General features: G+C 40.9%; 22 protein-coding genes. 11 read left to right on the top strand and 11 right to left on the bottom strand.

Annotation, left to right across the window (positions count from 1 at the left end; translation table 11 throughout):
- Nucleotides 1-40 precede the first annotated feature (40 nt).
- The 4 genes from H7J92_RS05400 to H7J92_RS05385 form a co-directional block, all read right to left on the bottom strand.
- Nucleotides 41-1114: a S26 family signal peptidase gene (locus tag H7J92_RS05400; RefSeq protein ID WP_221835796.1), complete on the bottom strand. Its 1074-nt coding sequence runs from the start codon at nucleotides 1112-1114 to the stop codon at nucleotides 41-43.
- The gene (locus H7J92_RS05395; RefSeq protein ID WP_221835795.1) at nucleotides 1111-1614 is read right to left on the bottom strand and encodes a sigma-70 family RNA polymerase sigma factor; all 504 of its coding nucleotides are present in this window, start codon (nucleotides 1612-1614) and stop codon (nucleotides 1111-1113) included. Before H7J92_RS05395 ends, H7J92_RS05400 begins: the two co-directional genes overlap by 4 nt.
- Nucleotides 1615-1634: 20 nt before the next feature.
- Nucleotides 1635-2924 carry a polysaccharide deacetylase family protein gene (locus H7J92_RS05390; protein WP_221835794.1) on the bottom strand — a complete coding sequence of 430 codons (1290 nt, stop codon included), beginning with the start codon at nucleotides 2922-2924 and terminating at the stop codon, nucleotides 1635-1637.
- A gap of 96 nt (nucleotides 2925-3020) precedes the next feature.
- On the bottom strand, nucleotides 3021-3839 hold the full coding sequence (locus tag H7J92_RS05385) for a hypothetical protein (protein ID WP_221835792.1): 819 nt from the start codon (nucleotides 3837-3839) through the stop codon (nucleotides 3021-3023).
- A 217-nt stretch (nucleotides 3840-4056) separates the two neighbouring features.
- Here H7J92_RS05385 and fabG point away from each other — a divergent pair, with 217 nt between their 5' ends.
- The 4 genes from fabG (at nucleotide 4057) to H7J92_RS05365 (ending at nucleotide 7917) form a co-directional block, all read left to right on the top strand.
- Nucleotides 4057-4800 carry a 3-oxoacyl-ACP reductase FabG gene (gene fabG / locus H7J92_RS05380; RefSeq protein WP_078818001.1) on the top strand — a complete coding sequence of 248 codons (744 nt, stop codon included), beginning with the start codon at nucleotides 4057-4059 and terminating at the stop codon, nucleotides 4798-4800.
- Between the two features lie 91 nt (nucleotides 4801-4891).
- Nucleotides 4892-5299: a hypothetical protein gene (locus tag H7J92_RS05375; RefSeq protein WP_078818000.1), complete on the top strand. Its 408-nt coding sequence runs from the start codon at nucleotides 4892-4894 to the stop codon at nucleotides 5297-5299.
- Nucleotides 5300-5708: 409 nt separating this feature from the next.
- Nucleotides 5709-6797, top strand: coding sequence for a CapA family protein (locus tag H7J92_RS05370; protein ID WP_221835790.1), 1089 nt, complete (start codon nucleotides 5709-5711; stop codon nucleotides 6795-6797).
- Nucleotides 6798-6999: 202 nt separating this feature from the next.
- Nucleotides 7000-7917 carry an outer membrane protein assembly factor BamD gene (locus H7J92_RS05365; protein ID WP_221835788.1) on the top strand — a complete coding sequence of 306 codons (918 nt, stop codon included), beginning with the start codon at nucleotides 7000-7002 and terminating at the stop codon, nucleotides 7915-7917.
- 306 nt (nucleotides 7918-8223) lie between these two features.
- Here H7J92_RS05365 and H7J92_RS05360 read toward each other — a convergent pair whose 3' ends face one another.
- From H7J92_RS05360 to H7J92_RS05350, 3 genes are all read right to left on the bottom strand, one after another.
- Nucleotides 8224-8616 carry a hypothetical protein gene (locus H7J92_RS05360; protein ID WP_078817997.1) on the bottom strand — a complete coding sequence of 131 codons (393 nt, stop codon included), beginning with the start codon at nucleotides 8614-8616 and terminating at the stop codon, nucleotides 8224-8226.
- A 352-nt stretch (nucleotides 8617-8968) separates the two neighbouring features.
- The gene (locus H7J92_RS05355; protein ID WP_176132562.1) at nucleotides 8969-9139 is read right to left on the bottom strand and encodes a hypothetical protein; all 171 of its coding nucleotides are present in this window, start codon (nucleotides 9137-9139) and stop codon (nucleotides 8969-8971) included.
- Nucleotides 9140-9399: 260 nt separating this feature from the next.
- Nucleotides 9400-10566, bottom strand: a complete 1167-nt coding sequence (locus H7J92_RS05350) for a DUF3221 domain-containing protein (RefSeq protein ID WP_221835786.1) — start codon at nucleotides 10564-10566, stop codon at nucleotides 9400-9402.
- A gap of 243 nt (nucleotides 10567-10809) precedes the next feature.
- Between H7J92_RS05350 and H7J92_RS05345 the strand changes: the two genes are divergently transcribed.
- The 3 genes from H7J92_RS05345 (at nucleotide 10810) to H7J92_RS05335 (ending at nucleotide 13022) form a co-directional block, all read left to right on the top strand.
- Complete coding sequence (locus tag H7J92_RS05345) at nucleotides 10810-11586, top strand: transporter substrate-binding domain-containing protein (RefSeq protein ID WP_078817995.1); 777 nt, start codon at nucleotides 10810-10812, stop codon at nucleotides 11584-11586.
- A gap of 75 nt (nucleotides 11587-11661) precedes the next feature.
- Nucleotides 11662-12294: an amino acid ABC transporter permease gene (locus tag H7J92_RS05340; RefSeq protein ID WP_246602577.1), complete on the top strand. Its 633-nt coding sequence runs from the start codon at nucleotides 11662-11664 to the stop codon at nucleotides 12292-12294.
- Nucleotides 12291-13022, top strand: coding sequence for an amino acid ABC transporter ATP-binding protein (locus H7J92_RS05335; protein WP_078817993.1), 732 nt, complete (start codon nucleotides 12291-12293; stop codon nucleotides 13020-13022). Before H7J92_RS05340 ends, H7J92_RS05335 begins: the two co-directional genes overlap by 4 nt.
- 198 nt (nucleotides 13023-13220) lie before the next feature.
- On the opposite strand, the gene H7J92_RS05330 is transcribed toward H7J92_RS05335, so the two are convergent.
- Nucleotides 13221-13421 (bottom strand): cold-shock protein, encoded by a 201-nt coding sequence (locus H7J92_RS05330; RefSeq protein WP_078817992.1) that lies wholly within the window; start codon nucleotides 13419-13421, stop codon nucleotides 13221-13223.
- A 457-nt stretch (nucleotides 13422-13878) separates the two neighbouring features.
- Here H7J92_RS05330 and H7J92_RS05325 point away from each other — a divergent pair, with 457 nt between their 5' ends.
- Complete coding sequence (locus tag H7J92_RS05325) at nucleotides 13879-14145, top strand: YqhV family protein (RefSeq protein ID WP_342746529.1); 267 nt, start codon at nucleotides 13879-13881, stop codon at nucleotides 14143-14145.
- Between the two features lie 281 nt (nucleotides 14146-14426).
- On the opposite strand, the gene H7J92_RS05320 is transcribed toward H7J92_RS05325, so the two are convergent.
- Nucleotides 14427-15530, bottom strand: coding sequence for an S-layer homology domain-containing protein (locus tag H7J92_RS05320; RefSeq protein ID WP_221835783.1), 1104 nt, complete (start codon nucleotides 15528-15530; stop codon nucleotides 14427-14429).
- A gap of 312 nt (nucleotides 15531-15842) precedes the next feature.
- On the opposite strand from H7J92_RS05320, the gene H7J92_RS05315 reads away from it, so the two are divergent.
- The 3 genes from H7J92_RS05315 (at nucleotide 15843) to H7J92_RS05305 (ending at nucleotide 17647) form a co-directional block, all read left to right on the top strand.
- Nucleotides 15843-16163 carry a PadR family transcriptional regulator gene (locus H7J92_RS05315; protein ID WP_078817990.1) on the top strand — a complete coding sequence of 107 codons (321 nt, stop codon included), beginning with the start codon at nucleotides 15843-15845 and terminating at the stop codon, nucleotides 16161-16163.
- Nucleotides 16164-16239: 76 nt separating this feature from the next.
- Nucleotides 16240-16806, top strand: a complete 567-nt coding sequence (locus H7J92_RS05310; RefSeq protein WP_221835777.1) for an HAAS signaling domain-containing protein — start codon at nucleotides 16240-16242, stop codon at nucleotides 16804-16806.
- Nucleotides 16793-17647, top strand: coding sequence for a DUF4097 family beta strand repeat-containing protein (locus H7J92_RS05305; RefSeq protein WP_221835775.1), 855 nt, complete (start codon nucleotides 16793-16795; stop codon nucleotides 17645-17647). The genes H7J92_RS05310 and H7J92_RS05305 overlap by 14 nt, the downstream gene beginning before the upstream one ends.
- A gap of 328 nt (nucleotides 17648-17975) precedes the next feature.
- Here H7J92_RS05305 and H7J92_RS05300 read toward each other — a convergent pair whose 3' ends face one another.
- On the bottom strand, nucleotides 17976-18947 hold the full coding sequence (locus H7J92_RS05300; RefSeq protein ID WP_078817987.1) for an alpha/beta hydrolase fold domain-containing protein: 972 nt from the start codon (nucleotides 18945-18947) through the stop codon (nucleotides 17976-17978).
- Entirely contained in the window at nucleotides 18934-19083 is a 150-nt protein-coding gene (locus tag H7J92_RS05295; RefSeq protein WP_176132560.1) for a hypothetical protein, read from the bottom strand. Before H7J92_RS05295 ends, H7J92_RS05300 begins: the two co-directional genes overlap by 14 nt.
- Between the last annotated feature and the right edge of the window lie 22 nt (nucleotides 19084-19105).

Genomic DNA, 19105 nt, shown 5'->3' with positions numbered 1-19105 from the left:
CAATTGCCAACCTGATTTTCCTCAGCAAACATCGTTTTAGTTAATCTGCTATCAGCCAGCGTCCCGAATCCGCATCACGCTTCATCGTAAACACATGCTCTGCGACGCCTTCGCGTCCATATTGATAGCGAATTTCTACTTCATTTTCGGAAACAGGGTACACTTTCCGATAGGAGGCTTCCAAAAATAGCTCACCTAATCGGTTGATTTGAGTAAATGCCGGTGTTTTCGACAAATTATCCAAGCCTAAAAGCGAGTCGTATAAATACAAATCGAAATATTGTTCCGGTGTATATTCCTCGCTAAGCTCTCCGGCCAAATAATCCAAATACATCGAATTTGTGCGCTCCTCTGTCGCAATGCCTACCACTTGCCCGTAAATTTTGTGCACCGGCGTAATCGTCCCACCTTGAACCGTTTCCCTTGCCGGAAAATGGTTCAATAAAAAATACTCCCGCGCATTCAACAGCTGATCGTAACCCCCTGCAATCGTGATCTCTTGGTCTTGATAACGCTCCATAATTTCAGATCGCAGCGGTTTCCCATTTACTTTCAGCTGTCCTTTTTCAAGTACGACACGATCGCCCGGGACCGCAATGACCTCGTAATAGACATCATCATAGGTTGGTAAATGGCTTGTCGTATTTGTCATCGTGCGCACAATATCACCGGCCTGATACACAATATCATCAAACAGATTTGCTTTACGCTCCATCACTGTATGAAAAGTATCTGTACTCCCGTCTAATAAAAATGGCTCTTTATTTATATAATGCAGATCGTCGACATGATCAAAATGCGGCAGTTCGGCAAATTCTTCATAATCAATCACTGACAGTTGCTGTTTTTTCTGCAATGCAGAAATTTGTGCCAAGTCATTTAACGGATCATACGGAATACCGGGCCCCTCATCAGAAGAAAGCAAATCAGAAGGGTTCAAAGTGACCATAAGGAGTATTGCAACTATAGGAAGCGCTGCTGTGACAAACAGCACTTGCCATGAAAACCTCTTAGCCGACGGCCGTAGTTTCTCATGTACACGCTGTTTTACCCGCCTTTCCTGCTCCGACGTATCGCCCATCATTTGATCTAGCTTCTCTTTGAAATCGCTCAATTCTTCACTACCTCCCCGTCCTCTTCATCAAAAAATTCCTTTAGTTGCTGCTTTGCCCTTCGCAGTCGTGTTTTCACCGTATTTTCATTCAGTTGCAAATAAGTTGCGATTTCCGTTATGGATTGCTCATCATAATAAAATAATATTAAAGGTTCACGATATTTTAATGGAAGTTGGAAAAGATTTTTCTCAAGTGAGGCCAGTCGCTCTTGCTCAAGCACTATCTCTTCTGTACCTTTTACCGAAGTACTAATCGTTTCGAACAGCACATCTTTTTTATGCTTCCAAGAACGCAAATAATCTTTCGCACGATTGGCTGTCATTTTAGTCAAATATGTTTTCAGTGAAGCTTCATTGCGAAACTGGTCACTCTTTTGAAAATACGTTACAAATACTTCTTGTACAATATCCTCAGCTGTCGACCAATTTTTAACGTACAAATAAGCGATGCGTATTAAATAACGCGAATGCTCATTGATTAATTGATCAATTTCATTCATTTACGAAACCTCACCCTTTTCTATTGCCACGTCATGTCCCCATCCACATACGCAGCAAACTGCTCAAATGACCTTTTTTCTGTCATTCCAAATCGACTTACTTCATAATTCGAAACGTCTATAGTTGCATAGCCTTCGGTGGTTGTAAAGCCAATTAATAGCCCTGCCTCTTTAGCCGCCGCGATAAATTCTTCATTATAATGTCCATATGGATAGGCTAATGATACGGCCGCCGGCACTTGTTCCATATTCCGCTGCAAGTCCGCAAAAATCTCTTCTTTTACATGTTCTAGCGCAATTCCAGTACCCAATTCTTTATTAAGATTATGCAGTCCATATGTATGCGCTTCGAGTTGGAAAACATCTGTTATCTCTTTCATTTCTTCAGCTGTCAAAAACTGTATCGGACCTTCCGCGTCATAACGTTGTATGCCTTGCGCTCTGTATGTACGAGAAGAGATAATGTGCTGAAGCGCGGTAAACCCATATTGCTTCAAAATCGGATACGCATATTCTTTTGATGATAATAAGCCATCATCGAAAGTAATGAGCACCGCCTTGCCAGGGACAACGAGACGTCCTTCCAAATAATCATAAAGCTGCTGTGCCGTCAGCGTCTCAAATTGACGCTCCGCCAAATACCCCATCTGCTGCTCAAAATTTTCTAAAGAAACGGTACTTGCCATTGTTTTCATCCAATCACGGGGCACGATATGATGGTAGACAAGAACCGGCAACCCTTCGTCCAACACAACGGAGCGCTTGTCAATATATCCCGGCCGTTCACCGATTTTTACGATATACCAATCTTCTTCCTCTTGTACGATTGGATAGCGATAACCTTCTTCCAACTGGGCCAAGACGGTACTCTGTAAGTCCTTATCATTATAAACCGCCGTCTTTCGAAGCGTTTTTACCGCAGCCAACCGTTCCGTTTGTACAAATACCGGCAGCTTCTTTTTTTCAATCGTCCCCTGACCCTTACGAACAAATACCGGCATTTTTCCTAACCGAAGCTCATAATACTCCTCATCTTCACCTGTAATGGCAACCGGCTGATTCGCCTCCAACTCGCCAATTCGAATGAAAGTCGCTCCCTTCATATATATCGGCTGGCGCTCTACAAGTGTCAGTACCCGCTCAAATTCTATCTCTTCAACTGTCTCTTCTTTTTGAATAAGTTGCGCAAACACTCTTCCAGACTGCTCATCAACAAATGAAGCCACAGCCATATTCCATTTTGCGCCACCCCCCATTATAAATAAAATCAAGCCAATAAGTAACAGCCCAATAAAAACCATTTTCTTCATACCTATACCTCCACTGTCATCTAAGCAACCTACAGACGGAGATTTTCAGAAAAAGTTTCAAATGTTTTTAAAAATATTTTGGAGAATGGTTGGATTTCATAAAAAGGTGTTTGATTGCGCTCTCCCGTTCCATTCAAACTCCTCAACCGAAACTGTATACTCCTGATAAATATCACTAAAAAACGTCTCATCAATCAACTCACGCAAAACACCGCTGAAATAGCCCGGTAAATTGCGGATACGCTTTGTTTTTGTCGCCATTACACTGATCCGCATTGCACGATAAGCCAAATCCTCGAATACTTCCTCCTTGCCTTTATAAATTCCGAACTTCAACATGCGTCCCGAGAGCGCCCTATAAATCCCAAAGAACTCACGTGTTTTGGCACTATCTCCAGTCAACGACAATATATCTTTCATCTTCGTAAAAAGAGTTGTGGATAACTTTTCACCAGCAGGGTGAGACGTCTTTATAAAGTCTTTAGTGTTTTGAGATTTATAGAAAGAAGGTTCTTTTTCCAAAACCGCCTCAGAAACCACGTCCTGATTAGGCTCGGTCACCTCAACGCCCCTGTCCAAATTCCCCTGGTCATTGATGGGCAAAATAACATAAATATTTGCTCCCAAGCCGCTCATAACAGGCCTGACATAATGAATCCGCTCGATAATCTGCAGTTTCTCCAGTTTGCGGAGAGTCCGTCTGACCGTGGAATTCGACAAGCTGAGTTTCGTTTCAATCGTCTGGTGTTTCAAGTGGGCAGCCAAGTAAATCACTGAATAACATCGAATCATTTCAAGGACAGCGCGGTCGGTCTTGTTCATCGCATTCCAATGAAGGTCTATATGCTGGCGTGCCGCAACGTCCATTTCGATTTTGTTCTGGAATTTCGCGTACTGAGAAAGATAATGTGTCATGAGAAAAACCCCTTTTTCTTTCTATATAGAAAGGAGAGGCCAAAAGAGATACACATACATGAAACTATTTTTCAAATTGTTCTAGCGGCAATTGTCGGAGCTGTTTAGGAAAGGGGCTCAGTAACGGGCAGTCCCCTGTCACTTTGCTTGTATGATTCACTACTCAGTTATGTTAAAGTTATCCTAATATTCTATTAAAAACTAAGGAGTGAATAGGATGGGGAAATTATTAAATAAAGTGGCGGTCGTAACTGGAGGAGCTCAAGGGATTGGTGCTAAAATCGCAGAAAGACTATTGGAAGAGGGGGCTACTGTAGCGATGTTGGATACCAACTTCAATACTCTCGAACAGACAGCCAACAAGCTGGATGCTTCAGGAGAACGTGTTCTTACGCTGAAATGCAATGTAGCGGATCAAACAGATGTAAAAGATACATTCACAACCATTTACGAGAAGCTTGGCAAGATTGATATTCTGATCAACAATGCAGGTATCACAAGAGACGCATTCTTTCATAAAATGACGCCAGAGCAATGGCAGTCCGTCATGGATATCAACCTAAATAGCATGTTTTATACATGCCAAGCCGTCATTCCAAGCATGCGGGCACAGCAGTACGGAAAAATCGTCAATGTTTCTTCCACCTCCAGCTGGGGCAATTTGGGACAGGCGAATTACAGCGCGTCTAAAGCTGGAGTGATTGGCTTGACGCGGACATTGGCTAAAGAAAACGGCAGCAAGCGAATTACTGTAAATGCGGTCGCACCCGGACAGATAAATACCGACATGACAAAAAATCTACCGGAAGATGTTAAGAGGATGGCTACGTTATTAACACCGGTGGGCCGGATGGGAGATCCATCTGAAGTGGCATCGGTTGTCTCCTTCTTGTCATCGGATGATTCGAGTTTTGTTACCGGGGAATGCATTAGCGTCAGTGGTGGATTTTTGATGGTTTGATCTTATAAATACCGGTCGAAATGAATGCTGGATCGTTATTTGACCTGCAAGCAATTAATGTGAAAGCTACAGATTACTAGAGGTGTGATTTATGTTAAAAAAATGGAGTTTTTGGATTGGCGGGGGTGTGCTAATTATTGCAATGGTAAGCTTGTTCTTTGTTAATAGAGCGAGTGAAGATCCGGTGCTTGCTATGAAGATTGTAGAACAAGCAAAAAGTGGTACAACAGAAATCCCCCTGTCCACTTTAACTGATTTCGACTGGGATCGGGCATTGGTCTATGGGCCCTATACGACCGTAGATGTCATAGAGGATTCTTTGAATGTTAAGTTTAAGGGCAACATCAATGGTCTAGATATTAGGGAGGATATGTTTCTGCTTGTATTTGCTAAAGGGGATCATGCGGTTAAAACAGCAGTGCTTTCAAGAACAGGGGTTAGTTATTATGAACAGAATGGGCTGCTGACACCGGAGAAGGATGTGTTGATTGTTAAGTGATAGCGGAAGTAACAATGACGCCCTCCAACCGATTTCCAGGTTATCCTCACTTCTTCAATTCTTCTCGTGAAGATGTAGTTCTTATGTAACCTATTAAGTTTCAGTCACAAACAATAGAAAGTTGCTTTTCTATAAAATTTATATGGTATAATTAGATGATTTTAGCAAGGTAAAGTTAGTTATTAGTAGTAGATTTGTTTTCTGCTTTACAGAATGAAAATTCCTGAAAATGAAGAAGTGAGTACTAGGTCTCCACCCAATTGAGTGAATAATCACAAAACAGGTGGTGGTTTGGCCCCAAATATACAATTAATCCTTCCGATTACGTATCTCGTCGGAAGGATTGTTTTGTGGTGTGTTCATTTCCAACTTGTGTGCAGACCTGGTACTTTGATATGGAGAGGTTAACGTGAAGACAAAATGGATGTTCGCTATCATGGTTTCAGTCTGGATAATATGCGGCTATATTTTATGGGAAGATTGGAAGGAAAGAGATCAGGCGCTCCCTGTTACAGTGCATGAAGAAGAAACTGAAGAAAAACTAGAACAAATGGCAGTAAACATTGCAACGATCGGCATGATTGGAGATGTGCTGTTGCATTACCCAATCAACACGTATCCAAGTTACGATTTTGCATTTCAAGAAGTGAAAGAGAAGATGATGGGTATTGATTTCTTAATCGCCAATCAAGAATCCATGCCGGGGGGTGTTGAGCTGGGTCTGTCCACCTATCCGAAGTTCAACAGCCCAAAACATATCATTCAAGATCTTCAAAGCGCAGGCGTTGATATGATTTCATTAGCCAATAATCATACATTGGACAAAGGAGAAATCGGCGTCCTGAAATCCATTCAACATGTGAAAGAGTATGCGATGCCATATGTCGGTGCCTATCAGTCTATCGAGGACCAAGAGAATCAAAGGATTGTTGAAGTGAATGGGATCCGAATCGGCGTGTTGGCGTATACATACGGAACGAACGTCGGATTGGCTCCCTATGGAAAAGAGTATTTGGTCAACATGGTGGAGCGTGTGAAGATTGCAGAAGATATACAAAGGCTTAAACCTTCTGTGGATGTCACTGTAGTCTCTCTGCACTGGGGACCGGAATATGTGTTGAACACCTCGGACACACAAGAAGAACTTGCGGAGTTTGTAGCGAAAAACGGAGCTGATATTATTTTCGGTCATCACCCGCATGTTTTACAACGATACGGAGAAGTCGGAAATGCGAAAGTCTTTTTCTCGCTCGGCAACTTCTATTCCGCACAGCCTTTTGAATACACAAACTTTGGAGGCATTGCCCGGCTTACGGTAAAAAAGGAGAAGACAGGCGATACAACAACAGTTTCGATTGATGATCCCCGTTTATTCCCCACTGCAGTCATCAAGGATGAACAGAATCGGTTTAAAGTGGTGCCGCTGCGAAATGCCAACCATGTGATTAGGTATACCGATGAGTGGGTGGAAGATCATGTTGGTGTGCCAGATTGGTGAGTGGGTGGAAATGCTACACATGTATTAAAAGTATATTAAAAAGGCACTATGTCCAGAGGCCAGTGTTTTGAAATGGAAAATGAGTGATTCGTTAGTTATGTACCTTAAACCGGCTAAGTATTTCTTTGATTAATGAAAGGCCTTTAACACCTAGCCTATTTAACGGTTTAGGCACCAATATGTGAAAGTGAGGAGCAAGCAGATGAAACGAATCTTTTTATTACTTGCAATTATTTCAGTATTGACCGGCTGCAGTTCTGCATATAAACAGTCTTTTGAAGAAGCAGAGGCTGCATTGGAAAGCGGAGAATATGAAAACGCACTTAAATTATATAACACTGCTCTAGAAGAAAAGCCGGATAGTTCCGAAGCAAAAGACCGGGTTGTTTTATTACATGAATATGAAGAAGTGAAGGAAAAAATTGAGCTCTTTAATTGGACAGAAGCGGCTGATTTAGCGAACACTTTGCTGAAAAATGAAGACATTGTACCGTCGTTGCAAAACGAAGTGAAGACACTACTTGTAACGATTGAAGAGGAAAAGGAAAAGGAAAAGCAGAACGCAAACGATCTGAAAGTTATCGAAAAGCTGATCAGTAGCGATGGGGTTGAAGAAGCTGCCTCTAAGTTGAGTGAATTAAAAAGCAATATAAAGTCCGATGCGTTGAATAGTGAAATAGATAATTTATATATTGAATTAGGAGCAGCGAAAAAACGTATCGCCGAGAAAGAACGGTTGGAAAAGGAAGCAAAGCAACGAACAGCTGAAGAGAAAAATTTGAAAAATAAATACATACAACAAGCACAAGAGCTTGAGCACAGAATAGCAAAAGAAGCGAGCGACCTATACGCAAATAATCCACCACCCGGTTTCTTTGGTCAATACTACAATGAATGGGATGATTTGCTGAACGAAGTGTGGGGCGTGTTGAAAAACACTGTATCAAAAGAGGAGTTTAAAGAGATTAAGGCAGATCAAATATGGTGGGTGAACAATAAAGAAAAAGGCTTTGCCGAATTGCCAGATGAAACAGCTTCCGCCAGAGCTGCCGGAATGGATTATCTTGCCAATCTGACGGAAGATCGGACTTTTTATTTGATTGGGAATCATATTAAGTGATGGTATTGATAGTTTGGAAGCTGCCGTTCCCGCGCACAACTTCATAGCAACCCTAGACTCAACCAAATGGAGCCCGTTTGGTGCGGTTCTAACCAACTTTCGCTCGTTACCAGCTTAGTTTAGTGCGGACCGACCAGACTTTCGCTCGGTCCGCACTGTTTTTGGAGCGCTTTCCCCGCTAGGGTGCCTGGCTCCCGCCCCCATCCGCATGCATCTTGCGGATTGTGACAGGACCCGGCATCTATAGAAGTAACTTTGAATTATTCTAAATTTGTATGAAGATCAGGTACTTAGGATGAAAAGGATTTACTTATCAAATAACGCTTCAATCAGGTCTTCAATATACTCTGCAGCTTGTACCTCCGACGCTTGAATAGCTTCCAGTTCCCCATTTGCCATCGTTTCTATACTGAACTTTCGGGTCTTTTCCTCTACACAGCTGACATAGTTCTCATAGACATATTTGAGTTCGTTACCTTCTTTTTCAAACGCATTTGGGATTTCCAGATTGTCCATGTCAGCCAAAATCCGCTTGAAGTCTTTCACTTTCACCAGCCATTGTTCTTTCATGGATGAAATGTCTGGATTTTGCTTGAGAATGAATTCTTCAGATATCCCTTCATATTCCTCGGACGCTATAATTAACCGTTCGTGTAATTTAATGATTTGTTGTAGATAATCTTTTCTGCTGATTGACATCGTATCATCTCCTATCACGATTATACATAATTGTGTCTTCATCGTGAACCTTTAAATTATGCGCTCAAACACAATATTCATTATTATAAATCATGCTTGCTCCTATGATTTAAGCTTCGAGGAATCCACATTTCGTTTTCGGAATACCTTTATTCCTACTGCACGAGCTATCATCTACTTCCGCGCTTAACAACATATCGAGTCGATATGATAGCGAATTGTGTTCCGTGCTCTTTCTGAATCCAATCGATCTGGCTCAAGCAAGGCGTGGAGTGTGAACCCCCTCCCGAACTCCAACGTCGAGGATAGGCAGCTCATCTTTCCGGTAGTCCACATGTACAATGAACGCGAACTAGACTTCCATCTGGGCTCGGGTTTTTTCATTCAACGGGACAATCTCATAAAATGGCGACAACATCTTTCTTGTAACTGCTTCAATCCGGCCTGTAGCCCTTTCCTGCACGGGTGTCACTGCATAGACAAGCAAGTCGTCTTGGCGAATAATAATGGCGGAGCGCTCCAAGCGAGAGCCCCGCCACTTCCGCGATATTCCGTATTGTCACCGTTTCACTCTCCTACTTCATCTGACCGCAATTGGAAAAGGCAAAAAGACATACGTAAAAAGGCTATCTACTGCGGATCGGCTTTTTACTAACTAATTTGTGATGAGTTTCGGACTATCTGTGCAGGCAACTATTCCGCTTGTTTGTACATTCACGTTCAATCAAGCAATCATGTTTTTTTACTCAGGTACTTCAATCCATACACAGACATCTTCAATTATCAACCTTCCACCTCCACCCTACTGTCATCGCTTATTTCCAGTATCCATACCTTGCGATTCCCATCATACTGCACTTCGGTAATTACATTAAAATTAAAAAATTCCTTCTTTTTCTCTTTAATTGCTTTCGCCACGGCTTGCGATTCGGAAAGTGTTGCGTCGGCAGGTTTATAATCAGGCAGGATTTCTACAAACTTCGCTGTTCCCTGTGCCGGATACGACTCCGCAATTCCGCCTGTTGCCTCCACTTTCACACGTTGGCCGACCGTCAGCAGATCAGCTTCAGGAAATGAATAGTTGGTGGCACCTTCCGTACCGCCTGAGACGAAAATACTGCCTTCCGACACGTCCATGATGAATCCGCCATCTTTGACAGGAGTTTCAGTCATTATCTGATTCGGCTTAATAATAGCTGATTCTCCGGGTTCCGCGACCATGTTCCCCTCTTGCTTGAAGTGGAACGTATAATCCAAAAACTGCTCCTCTAGCTCTTTTTGTTGCTCGGGCTTTAGGAAATCATGTCCTATTTCAACAACTCCTGTTATCGTATTGACCGATAATGCGAATGATCCGCGCTCTTGCTTCATCTCTTTCAGCACTTCTGCCACTTCATCCTGCATCGTATACAGTTCATGCTGGGTATGCGAGCTCCTGAAAATATAAATCGGTTTAGCCAAAATTTTGCCCTCGTCCACTATCGGCTGCAAGAGATCAATGACTTGCTGTACACGCTCATCGGGATCCTTCACGCCGATCCAAATGCCTGATTGAGCAGCACCGTCTGCTTGATTTTCAATAAAGAGAACGCCCTCTTTTTCAAAACCTTCATTGCCCCCATACACTTCTTCCACAACTTCGATTGCAATCGGCACTTCAATCGCCTGCACGGCCATATCTTCTTCCAATTCCTTCGATGGTTCGCCAAAAAATCCAGCTTTATAGTCCGGATTATCAATTTGTTCGGCCACCGCCTTCTCCCGGAGCGGAAAATCCTTTACGCTCTGCTCTAATTCTGCGATGATTTCACGCCCATCTACTTTCTTCACCGTCTGCCATCCTTCTTGATTAGCAGAGCTGTTTTGCTCAGTACTATCCAATCCTGCCGTCCCGCATCCGCCTATCAAAAAAGCGGCACCTATAAGGACAGAAAAGATTCTCTTTTTCATACCACTCCCTCCAATCTATTCCAGTAGACGGATAAGCTGGTGAATGGTTACAACAGACAGGACCGCTATTGAGTTCCAGACCCTCACTGTACTGATTTCATTTCTGTGACCCGCATCTCAAAAAGGTGCCAAAAGTAATTTACCACACTACATTTGTAATATTACGCGCAGTCTAAAAATATACTACTATCGATATACGTTTTCACTTAATTTGCAAAATATATGTTTAGGGGAGCTGAGAGAATGAAGAAGTTCATTTTAATAATGGTTTTATCGATCATCTCAATTTTATTAGTAGCATGTGGAGGAAGTGACGATAAAACTTCTTCGGAAAAAGAAAATGCAGAAGACAAAACGTATGTTGTAGGTGTTGATAACACATACCCTCCCTTTGAATTTGAAGCAGATGGAGAATTAGTCGGTATTGACATTGACTTGATTAATGCCATTGCAGAAGATCAGGGTTTCAAAATCAAAATCGAGCAAATGGACTTTTCAGGAATAATACCATCGATGCAAGCCGGTGAATTGGACATTGGTATGGGCGGGATGAGTATCACGGATGAACGTAAAGAAACAGTCGATTTTTCCGATCCTTATTTCGAGGCCGGAATTTCTCTTGTAATCGCTGATAATAATACAGAAATCAATAGTCTCGAAGATTTAGCCGGAAAAAGAGTAGTTATAAAAAATGGCACAGTCAGCGCAAAGTTTGCTGAAGAGAATAAAGACAAATATAACTATGAAATTGTCCAAGTGAATGATAGCACGTCAATGTTCCAGGAAGTGACGAATGGAACAGTTGATGCTTTAATGGAGGATTATCCTGTAATTAGTTATGCGATTGCAGTGAGTGATCTGAAATTTAAAATTGTAGGTGACCGCTTAACTGGAGACAACTATGGCATCTCCGTCTTAAAAGGCAAAAACGATGAGTTATTGGAAATGATTGATAAGGGATTAACAAACTTAAAAGAGAACGGTAAGTATGATGAAATTTTAAATGAATATTTAGATTAATTCTCATGAAAATTAAGTGCGATATGTTTCGCACTTAATTTTTTTCAAAGGAGGCAGATGTGAGTGGAAGTTATAATGAAATCACTTCCGTATTTATTTGATGGGCTTCAAGTGACACTCAAGGTATTTGTCATTGCGATTATAATTGGATTTTTTCTCGGTTTAATTGTTGCATTGCTGAGATTATCCCCATTTTTCATACTACGTTGGATTGCTAAATTCTTTGTAGATGCGATAAGAGGAACGCCAATCTTAGTGCAACTATTTTTTATTTATTTTGGATTAAACACGTTAGAATTCATTTCCTTAGATCGAATGACTGCAGGTATATTAACAATTGCCATCAATGCGGGTGCTTATTATGCCGAAATCATGAGAGCCGGCATCCAGTCCATTGATCGCGGGCAAGACGAAGCGGCACGATCCCTTGGATTAACCAACGTACAAAGCATGAAATTCGTCATTTTACCACAAGCTTTCAGAAGAATGTTACCTACTTTCACCAATCAGGCCATCATTAGTTTGAAGGATACGTCTTTATTGTCCGTTATAGGGATTGCCGATTTAACTCAACGCGGACAAGTGCAAATTGCGGCTACCTTCAAGGCGTTTGAAATCTGGATTGTTGTCGGCGTTCTATACTTTATCATTATTTATTTATTGTCCTTACTTTCGAGCTTTTTGGAAAGGAGATTTAAACTTTCATGACGATGATTCAAGTTAGAAATTTAATGAAGAGTTTTGGAGAGAATCATGTGCTTAAAGATATTTCGATCGACATCGCTGAAAAAGAGGTAGTGTGTATCATTGGGGCTTCGGGTTCAGGAAAGAGTACCTTTCTAAGATGTTTAAATCGTTTAGAGGATATTACATCTGGCCATGTGCTCATTGAAAATGTAGATATTACTAGTAAAAAAACAAATATTAATAAAGTGCGGCAAGAAGTCGGAATGGTGTTCCAGCATTTCAACCTATTTCCCCATAAGTCAGTAATTGAAAACATCATTCTCGGTCCAATGAAAGCAAGAGGAGTTCCCAAAATTGAAGCAGAGCAACAGGCACGTGAACTACTTGGAAAAGTCGGATTGAGTGAGAAAGAAAAGGCCTATCCCGCTTCCCTTTCGGGCGGACAAAAACAACGAGTCGCCATCGCCCGGTCGCTAGCAATGAATCCAAAGATTATGCTATTTGACGAACCAACTTCAGCACTCGACCCAGAAATGGTTGGAGAAGTATTGCAAGTCATGAAGCAATTAGCGAAAGAAGGAATGACGATGGTCGTCGTTACTCACGAAATGGGGTTCGCCAAGGAAGTTGCAGATCGTGTAATCTATATTGACGAGGGGTTAATTGTAGAAGAAAATGAACCCTTACAATTATTTAACAATCCGCAAAATGAACGGACAAAAGCATTTTTAAGTAAGGTTTTGGTATAACAACAGAACGGATGACATTTGAAATGCATGCCTAGGCATGAAACGACTCTGTTTGTTTATAAATTCACTTTTACCCAAACAATCATGAAGGCTTTTCGCGAAGGTTAACGGCCGAAGTGACATAGTTAACTACTTATAAAAACAAATTTAAGGACATAAAAAAAAGACCCTACATGTAGGGCCTTTTTCAAGCTATTATTAAGCTTTTTGAACGTTTGTAGCTTGTAGGCCACGTTGTCCTTGTTCAATTTCAAATGTTACACTTTGACCTTCGTCTAAAGATTTGAAACCTTCGCTTTGGATAGCTGAGAAATGTACGAATACGTCCTCTCCTGCTTCACGCTCGATAAATCCAAAACCTTTTTCTGCATTAAACCACTTAACGTTACCTTGTTCCATTGTTGTTGCCTCCTAGTGCGGATATCCACACAATATGTTACTATCCTTGCTCAAATGTCTTAGACGAAAAACAAAATATATTCTCGGTTGAAAGAAGAACAAAAATAATTCTTCTTAAGAATAACATGTATGTGATAAAATAGCAAATAGTATGTTTTTTTTCTAATGGACACATCACATTTTCCTTGTAACTTGAATAAAGTAACTGGTCCCCCATCTCCAATTTAAAGACTATTCCTAGATGTAAACGAACCCGTTTCATTTCCACTGTATTAGACAAATTTCCAGCCTGAACTTCCGCTTCAAAATCATTGACCGTACCAGCTTTTGAACATGCTCATGAAGATGTCCAAATTTTAAATTCAAACCCAATGTCACTGTGAGATTATGATGATAAAGAGCAATGTGCCCACATACAATTAGGTAAGTTTTATCTAATACGGAAGGGGTTTAGAATGTGATCGAAACATCTCTCCTTATGATTATTTTGCTGCGAATTTTCTCAGGAAGCATAGATATTACGGCTGCCTTTTTTATGTACAAGTTCAATGATTTAGAGAAAGCCTTTTACATCAACACGTTACTGGCGCTCGTCGGTCCTACTGTACTGATCATTACTACGGGAATCGCCTTATTCGGCCTGACGGAGAAAATTTCATTGACCCGGATGGTTTGCCTGTTTTCCGGAATTGTTCTTATTCTAATCAGCTTGAAATCTGAATAAACCATGTTAATGTGTGAGACATAATTCAATATCAGATCCGAGTTGATGTTGAAGTTGAAGTGCATGACGTACAGACTTTATTTTTAGCAGGTTTGCAGAAAAAGCAATCTGTCGTTTGAGCAATCCTTGCTTCACCCCAACAGTTGTAAAGTTTATTCAAACGAACATGAGTGTTTTTGCACTTCATCCTTACCTGAAGGAGCGTTGCAGGGAGTTTTATGCGCAGATAACTCCAGCCAAAAAGAGAACCGGCTGCATGCGGTTCCCTGCTCATTCTTATTTTATTCCCATTGCGTCCGGTGCCTCTGTAATCCTTCCTCACCATAGAGGGCACGCACAAAGTCTTCTTCTGCACGTTTTGTCCGGATATTCATGGCAAATTTTTGCTCACATACAGCGCAATTAAAGAAATCCGGATCTCCTATCGCTTTTAATGTGAAAAAATCTTCTTTGATTTTTGAAAAATCCCCTTGCAGCCATCCGTCCAAAATCGCTTCCAGCTCAGAGCCATTCTTTACAAAACGCTTGAGATAAAGAATATTTTCTTTCGCCATTTGTCCAAGTGAATGGCCTGCCATGTACATCTGAACTGTCGCCCACCCATCTTTCGTAGGTTCTGTAATCAGATAATCGGATGGGTCGTGTGTAATTTTCTGCTCAAGCATACCAAGCATCGTTAAAGCCATTAAATTGGGCTCTCTCAGTTCCTGCTCAGTAATCCTCGCAAACTGTCCGCGGATTTTCTGCGCCGGTTCATTCGGATCAACAGGATCGTTCATATGCAGCAGACGATGCAGAAATACGGCATAATGTACTCTGGTAACCGGTCGGTCAGGACTGAACGTTCCGAAATCACCTGTTGTGATGCCATTCGAATAAAGCGCCTTAATATACTTGCTCGCAGGATGGGTTCTCGGCACATCCACGAAATCCAAATCCACTTTCACTTTTAGATCAAACGCAGCGGTCAACACCTTCGCCATCTCTGCACGGGTGATTGGTTGATTCGGATAAAAATTGCCTTTTGCGTCCGGTTCAAAAATCCCTGCTTGCTGCAATTTTTTTATATCATAAAAAAAAGTATTCTTTGCAGATACATCCTTAAATGGAACAAACTTTTCGACGACAGGCAATTTCACTGTACGGTTAACGAGCGCAGCCGCATGTTTTCGGGAGATAACCTCACTCGGCCTGAATTCCCCATTAGCATAACCACTGATAATTTGCTGATCGCGCATTTCATGAATGATCTCAAGATACGGACTGTTTTTGGATACATCCTTAAACGGACTAACCACTTCTGCTTCTGCCTGTATCGGTACCAAGATGGTAGGAACAGCAACTGTTGCGGCTAATATAAGATGGAATAGCTTGTTTTTATTCATTGGGATCCCTCCTACTTTTACTATGTAAGTATCGTATAGACGGAGTTTTTCAGTAATAGTTTCATGTTGTGAAAACTTTTTTGACACAACAAAAGATCTGCGAAAACCAAACATTTTTTTATGGATAAATGATACTTACAGAGAAAGATAACTCCCTTTTTGATTAGTTCAGAATTTATGTTAACAGACATTCATATACTTTCTTAATCGGTACCTTGCTATGAACAATACCATATGATATATTACTGTTACCAAGTACTTAGCAAAAGACAGTACTATTCATTGATCACTAGCGGAAGGAGATTAATTGGAATGAATGTACAATTCAAAAAAGGTGTCCTAAATTTATGTGTGCTTGTCTTACTTGATAAGCAGGATCGATATGGTTATGAGCTTGTGCAGAAGATTTCGGATCAAATTTCCATTTCGGAAGGATCGGTTTACCCCCTGCTCCGTCGTTTAACGAAGGAAGGCTATTTTACGACGTATTTGCAAGAATCGTCAGAAGGCCCTCCTCGCAAATATTACAAATTGACAGATGCAGGTCGTGCGTATCTTCATGAACAATTGGCCGAGTGGCGGACTTTCACGGATGGAGTGAATGCATTAATCAAGGAGGGTGTACAGGAATGACTGAAAACTGGAGAATGAACGGATTTCAATCATATGATCATAGTCGGTTAGCAAACGAAAAAAAAGGAGTAGTAAAATGAATAAGAAAAAATTTTTTACTCATCTAAAGAATAATTTAACAAAACTCCCACACGAAGAACGACAAGAAATTTTGCAGGACTACGAAGAATACTTTGCAATTGGGCAGTTAGACGGAAAATCTGAAGAGCATATTGCAACCTCCCTTGGTTCTCCAAAAACAATAGGAAAAGAGTTATCTGCTGCGTACCACCTTGAAAAAGCAGAAACAACCGGCAGCACGGGAAATCTATTGCGAGCTATATGGGCAGTTATTGGTTTAGGTTTCTTTAACCTGATTATTGTACTTGGACCATTTATCGCATTGGTCGCCTTGATTGTGTCTGGTTGGGTCACAGGCATTGGATTCACTGCGGCACCTCTTCTTATTTTGCTAAACCCCATTCTAGCTCCTGGTACATTTGAGTTGTTCGACTTATTTAACTCACTCGCCTTGTGCGGACTCGGTCTCTTTATCTCAATCGGAATGTTATACGCCACGAAGTACTTTATGAATGGGTTTATACGCTATATGAAATTTAATGGGAAACTCGTCAAAGGGGGCTTAACGCATGTTGAACATTAAAGGACTATCGATAATTGCTTCTCTTCTTCTGCTAGTTGGTATCGTAGGGAGTCTCATCACCTATCAGCTTATCCAAAAGCCAAAGGCGGTTACCCAGGAATTCACTATTCAAGATGATAACTTTACAAGCATCGATATCAACGCCGATGACGGTCAAGTTGAACTAGTTCCAACAGACGGATCAAAGGCTTTTATCGAAGCTTCGGGACACGATATAAAGAACGATGTATCCGCTATGGTAAAGGATTCTAGTTTGGTCATTGTACTTAAAAAGAAGAAACAGAAGCTGATCTCAGTCAATTTCGGGTTAAAGCCAACTATCCTGAAAGTACACATACCTCACAAGGATTATGACTCGCTACGAATTCAAAGCGATAATGGAACCGTTGACGTGAGAGACGTAAACGCAGATTATATGACGTTGGAATCAGATAACGGAAAAGTAAAAGCGACAAGTTTAACAAATACTACACTCAAGGTACAATCAAATAATGGTCTGATTGCGCTTAAAGACACGTCAGCCGATTCGATTTCAGTTCGCTCGGATAACGGAAAGACGAAGCTGGAAGACGTAAAAGGGAAACTTACTGTACAAGCGAATAACGGGCGAATTGAGGTAAAGACAGATTCACTCGATGACCCAACTGAATTGATTACAGACAATGGACGCATCGATATTCAAACGGCAAACACGCCTACAAATGCGACAATCATTGCAGAAGCCGCTAATGGGAATAGCACGATTTTCAATGAAAAAAAATCACATGCTGTATTTGGAAAAGGTGAAATCCCTATCAATCTTTCTTCGAAAAATGGAAATATCACAGTGGGAAAACGTTAACAAAGCTAAAACATACAAAGGGGGGGCATTTTTGTTATTTCACAAAAATGCCCCCCTTATATATTCCAAAAAAATATATTATTTAAAGAAATCTACAACACTTAGGCAACTTCACAAGCAACTTTCGATCTCCACACAACCTTCAGACAGACTTTAGGATGCCTGGCTCCCGAAATCAACATATACTAACCAATAATATCCAAAAAGCTACTCAGCGCTTGAATGTTTGTCACACAGATATCTTTCACTCTGGACAGACTCCTGTTTTAAAAAAGCATCCCACTAAGAAGCCAATATGCTTTTTAGTGAGTTCTTAAATTAGCCAATATTATGTCACTTTAACTGAAGACTTATAGAAATTCGCACCATTTTGTATAGCTTTTATAGCTACCGGAAGGCTTCGTGAAAAGTGTAGGAACGCATGTATCACTCCACTAAATTCATCATACTCAGCCTTAATGTTGTTATTTACCAATAGGTCATATAATAATAAACTATCATCCAGGAGTGGATCTAACTGCCCGCAAGCGATGTAACAAGGAGGGACGTCCTTCGTCAAATCGTTTGAGAAACAATCAAAATAACGAAGATCTGGATGGCGATTCCCAATATACAGATTTGAATACGTTGTTAAATCTTTTTGACTTAATCCGTCATAATTTCCTCCGTACAGCCTTCTGGATTTCGAATCAGTCAGCCCATAACTACCGTAATATAAAAGTAAACACCGTAAAAATGAAATATCTTTCTGTTGATCTCTTAAATATAGAGATGTTGCCAATGCTAAATTGGCACCGCCGGAATCTCCGGCGATCGCAATATTATCTTGATCAATATCATATTCATCTGCATATTTTCTTAACCATTCTAATAAAAAAGCACATTCCTCGATTTGTACCGGATATTTATGTTCTGGGGCCAGATGATAATCAATTCCTATTACAACTGATTCTGTTTCTTCCATCAGTAAGCGCATTATCTTGCTATGGGTATCCAGATTACCTACTACGAATCCACCGCCATGAATATACACAATGGCCCCTTTTCCAGTTCTTTTCCTCGGGTAATGGAAGCGAATGTCCAGTAAACCGTGTGGTCCATCTATTTCTTTATTAAGAACTCTTTCTGGCTCAGGTCCACCCTCATTCCAATATTTTCTTTCATTTATATAATTTTCACGCATTTCAGTATAGGTGACATCTGTTGAAAATGCTTCTTTCGCGAGTTCATTTTGTTTGTAGAATGTCTCAAGCATTGGAGGAGACATCCTAGCTACAGCATTTAATTTATTCGTTTCCATTTACGCCTTCTCCCTTTGTACTAGTATTCTTTTCGAGGATTAATAGTTTTACATTCCAGATAATAAAAAGCAACATTCCGACTTGCAATATTTTTTCTGCGAAAAGAGCCCAACCCTGTAAATAATAGATCTCCATTAACGTACATCTCCCTTACTTG

This window comes from Sporosarcina aquimarina (assembly GCF_019748715.1).
GTDB classification, from domain to species: Bacteria; Bacillota; Bacilli; order Bacillales_A; family Planococcaceae; genus Sporosarcina; species Sporosarcina newyorkensis.
The sequence above is the reverse complement of the archived record's forward strand: the minus strand, read 5'-3'. Positions and strand labels throughout refer to the sequence as shown.